A 4,108-nucleotide genomic window follows, 5' to 3' on the forward strand; every position below is an offset into this window, starting at 1 on the left:
CGCACTCGGCTGCTGCGCCTGTGCGGGCGCCTGCTCCTGCTGCTCCGCCTGCTGCACCTGCAGGTTGAACATCAGGCCGACGGCTTCTTCCTTCAACGAGTCGAGCATCGCGTTGAACATGTCGAAGCCCTCGCGCTGGTACTCGACCAGCGGGTTGCGCTGCGCCATCGCCCGCAGCCCGATGCCCTCCTTGAGGTAGTCCATCTCGTAGAGGTGCTCGCGCCACTTGCGGTCGAGAACGGACAGCACGACCCGGCGCTCCAGCTCGCGCATCGCGCCTTCGGCGACCTTCTCGTCGAGGTCGGCCTCGCGCTGGTCGTACGCCCGGAGGGCGTCGGCCACGAGGATCTCGCGCAGCCGATCCGCGTCGACGTCCTCGTTCTCCTCGATGATCTCTTCCCAGGTCACCCCGACCGGGTACAGCGTCTTGAGCGCCGTCCACAGCTTCGCGTGGTCCCAGTCCTCGGCGTAACCGTCGGCGGTGGCGCCGTCGACGTAGGCCGAGACGACGTCGGTGATCATGTTCTCGACCTGCTCGCGCAGGTTCTCGCCCTCCAGCACCCGGCGGCGCTCGGCGTAGATCACCTTGCGCTGCTGGTTCATCACCTCGTCGTACTTGAGGACGTTCTTGCGGATCTCCATGTTCTGCTGCTCGACCTGCGTCTGAGCGCTCTTGATCGCCCTGGAGACCATCTTGTGCTCGATCGGCACGTCGTCGGGCAGGCGCATGGTGGTCATGACGCGCTCGACCATGGCGGCGTTGAAGCGCCGCATCAGCTCGTCGCCCAGCGACAGGTAGAAGCGCGACTCACCCGGGTCACCCTGACGACCGGCGCGACCCCGTAGCTGGTTGTCGATGCGCCGCGACTCGTGCCGCTCGGTGCCGAGCACGTAGAGGCCGCCGGCCTCCAGGACCGCCTCGGCCTCCTCCTTGCACTCGGCGGTGACCTCCTCCAGCACCTTCGGCCAGGCGGCCTCGTACTCCTCGGAGTTCTCCACCGGGTCGAGACCGCGGTCGCGCAGCACCTGGTCGGCGATGATGTCGGGGTTGCCACCGAGCACGATGTCGGTGCCTCGACCGGCCATGTTCGTCGCGACCGTGACCGCGCCTCGGCGGCCCGCCTGAGCGACGATGAGCGCCTCGCGGTGGTGCTGCTTCGCGTTCAGGACCTCGTGCGGCACACCGCGCTTGAGCAGCAGCTTCGACAGGTACTCGGACTTCTCGACGCTCGTCGTGCCGACGAGGACCGGCTGACCCTTCTCGTGCCGCTCGGCGATGTCGTCGGCGACCGCCTCGAACTTCGCTTCCTCGGTCTTGTAGATGAGGTCGGCCTGGTCGACTCGCACCATCGGGCGGTTGGTCGGGATCGGGACGACACCCAGCTTGTAGGTCTGGTGGAACTCCGCCGCCTCGGTCTCGGCGGTACCCGTCATGCCGGCGAGCTTCTCGTAGAGGCGGAAGTAGTTCTGCAGCGTGATCGTGGCGAGCGTCTGGTTCTCGGCCTTGATCTCGACGCGTTCCTTCGCCTCGATCGCCTGGTGCATGCCCTCGTTGAACCGGCGCCCGGCGAGGATGCGGCCCGTGAACTCGTCGACGATGAGCACCTCGCCGTTGCGGACGATGTACTCCTTGTCCTTGCGGTAGAGCTCCTTGGCCTTGAGGGCGTTGTTGAGGAACCCGACCAGCGGCGTGTTCGCGGCCTCGTAGAGGTTCTCGATACCGAGCTGGTCCTCGACGAACTCCACACCGAGCTCGGTGACACCCACGGCGCGCTTGCGCTCGTCCACCTCGTAGTGGACGTCCTTCTTCATGAGCGGCGCGATCCGCGCGAACTCGACGTACCAGCGGGACGACTGGTCGGCCGGGCCGGAGATAATCAGCGGCGTCCGGGCCTCGTCGATGAGGATCGAGTCGACCTCGTCGACGATGGCGAAGTAGTGCCCGCGCTGCACGCAGTCGTCGAGGCTCCACGCCATGTTGTCGCGCAGGTAGTCGAAGCCGAACTCGTTGTTCGTCCCGTAGGTGATGTCGGCGGCGTACGCGCGCTTGCGCTCGGCGGGCGTCAACTCGGACCGGATGACACCGATCTCCAGCCCGAGGAACCGGTGCACCCGGCCCATCCACTCGGAGTCACGCTGTGCCAGGTAGTCGTTCGTGGTGACGACGTGCACGCCCTTGCCGGGCAGCGCGTTGAGGTAGACGGGCAGAAGGCTGGTGAGCGTCTTGCCCTCACCGGTCTTCATCTCGGCGACCTGGCCGAGATGCAGCGCCGCGCCACCCATCAACTGGACGTCGTAATGCCGCTGACCGAGAACGCGCGTCGCGGCCTCTCGCACCACGGCGAAGGCTTCCGGCAGCAGTTCGTCCAACGACTCGCCGTCGGCGTGCCGTTTCCGGAACTCGTCGGTCTTCGCCTGCAGCTCGGCGTCCGAAAGGTCCTTGACGTCGTCTTCGAGGGTGTTGACGTGGTCGGCGATACGGCGCAGCCGCTTCACCATCTTGCCCTCGCCCGCACGGAGCAGGCGGTTCAGAAGCATCGGGTCGACCTCGCTAGCGGTGTCTGTGTGGACGTCGTAGCACCCCAGCAGGGCGCCGGGCAGCACCCCCATCGTAGGGAATGTGCAGGCCCACGTGCACGCGGCGGCCCGCGCGTCGACGTCGCGCGGGCCGCCGAATCGAAAAATCGGCAGCGGGCGGCCCGGTACACCAGGCCGCCCGCGCCGTCAGCCCAGTCGTATCACCCCGTAGTCGAAACCCTTCCGGCGGTACACAACGCTCGGCTTTCCGGTGTCGGCGCAGTTGAAGAGATAGAAATCGTGTCCCACGAGTTCCATTTGGTAGAGGGCTTCGTCGATCGTCATCGGTTCGGCCGAGTGCTGCTTCTCCCTGACCACTCGCCCGGGCTGGCTCGGAGCGACGCCGTCGTCCCAGCGCGGCTCGGGTACTCCCAGAGCGTCGGACGACACCGCCTGGTCGGCCTCGGTGTCGGCAGGTGCCTCGAGCACCGCGGTCGCCGAGCGGCCACGGTTCGACGGCGTCGCGGACAGCGCTCCGGCCGCGGTGGCCTCGGCGAGCGACTCGGGTGCTCGCCGTCCGTAATGGACTCGCCGCCGGTCGTGCATGCGACGGAGCCGGCTCTCGAGCTTGCTGATCGCGGAATCGAGTGCGGCGTAGAAGTCGCCCGCCCGAGCCTCGGCTCGGACGATCGGGCCCTTACCCCTACCGGTGATTTCGACGCGCTGGCAGTTCTTGGCCTGCCTCGGGTTGGGCTCGTGGAAGAGTTCGACCTCGTAACGGATGACCTTCCTGTCGTAACGCTCCAGTCGGGCCATCTTGTCGGCGACGTGCACCCGATAGTGCTCGGGAACCTCCACGTTGCGACCCCTGATGACGATGTCCATTCACGACCTCCTCGCTTACCTACGTGCGAGTGTTGAAATGGGCGACCACTGGCACCGAAGCGACGGCGACACCGGATGCGGCAGATATCGGGCATCCGCGCCGTGTCAGGGCTCCGGCACCGGGGACATCGACTGTTCACCTCCCCTACGGCCGGGACGTCCGTTAGCGCTGCACGGTAGCCCTCGCGGCGTCACCGCAACAGTCCCCGCGGCGGGGGATACCCGGAACCGGGGGACGGTGACGGTACGAGGTGAAACCCGGGTTGCGACGGTGTCGTCGATTCCCGTTCGGAGCAGCGCACCGGTGGAAAGTTCATACCGGTGACGCAGTCGACATACCCTGGCCTGGCTCTGAGTGACCGTGGGCTGCGTCATATCCGGTCAACGACGGCCCCCCGTCTTCAGTTCCCCGACTACCCGTGTGGGTGACAAGTTGCGAGGTTTCACTCGGGCGCCTCCGAACGTGCGCGACGCCGCCGTGAGCGTCAGCGCCGCGGTCACGTCGAGCCCGTGGGCGGTGAGGACCCGGGCACACGCGTCGAGCGTGGCTCCGGTCGTGACCACGTCGTCCAGGAGAACCACGGGCGTGCCCGGGTCCGGCACTCCCCTCGGGTCGACGTGGACGCGGCCCCGCAGGTTGGCCACCCGGGCGGCGCGGTCGAGCCCCACGGCGTCGCGGGCCCGTGGGGACAACCGCAGCGCCGGG

Annotated in this window: 3 protein-coding genes; all 3 read right to left on the bottom strand. The window is 67.5% G+C overall.

Annotated features, from left to right (window positions below; all coding sequences use genetic code 11):
* On the bottom strand, positions 1–2,538 hold a 2,538-nt coding region (gene secA, locus SACAZDRAFT_RS08795; protein ID WP_082245338.1), incomplete at its 3' end, for a preprotein translocase subunit SecA.
* A 186-nt stretch (positions 2,539–2,724) separates the two neighbouring features.
* On the bottom strand, positions 2,725–3,402 hold the full coding sequence (hpf, locus tag SACAZDRAFT_RS08800) for a ribosome hibernation-promoting factor, HPF/YfiA family (RefSeq protein ID WP_005440745.1): 678 nt from the start codon (positions 3,400–3,402) through the stop codon (positions 2,725–2,727).
* A 381-nt stretch (positions 3,403–3,783) separates the two neighbouring features.
* On the bottom strand, positions 3,784–4,108 hold a 325-nt coding region (locus SACAZDRAFT_RS08805), incomplete at its 5' end, for a ComF family protein (RefSeq protein WP_005440746.1).

Source organism: Saccharomonospora azurea NA-128 (assembly GCF_000231055.2).
In the GTDB taxonomy this organism is placed as follows: Bacteria; Actinomycetota; Actinomycetes; order Mycobacteriales; family Pseudonocardiaceae; genus Saccharomonospora; species Saccharomonospora azurea.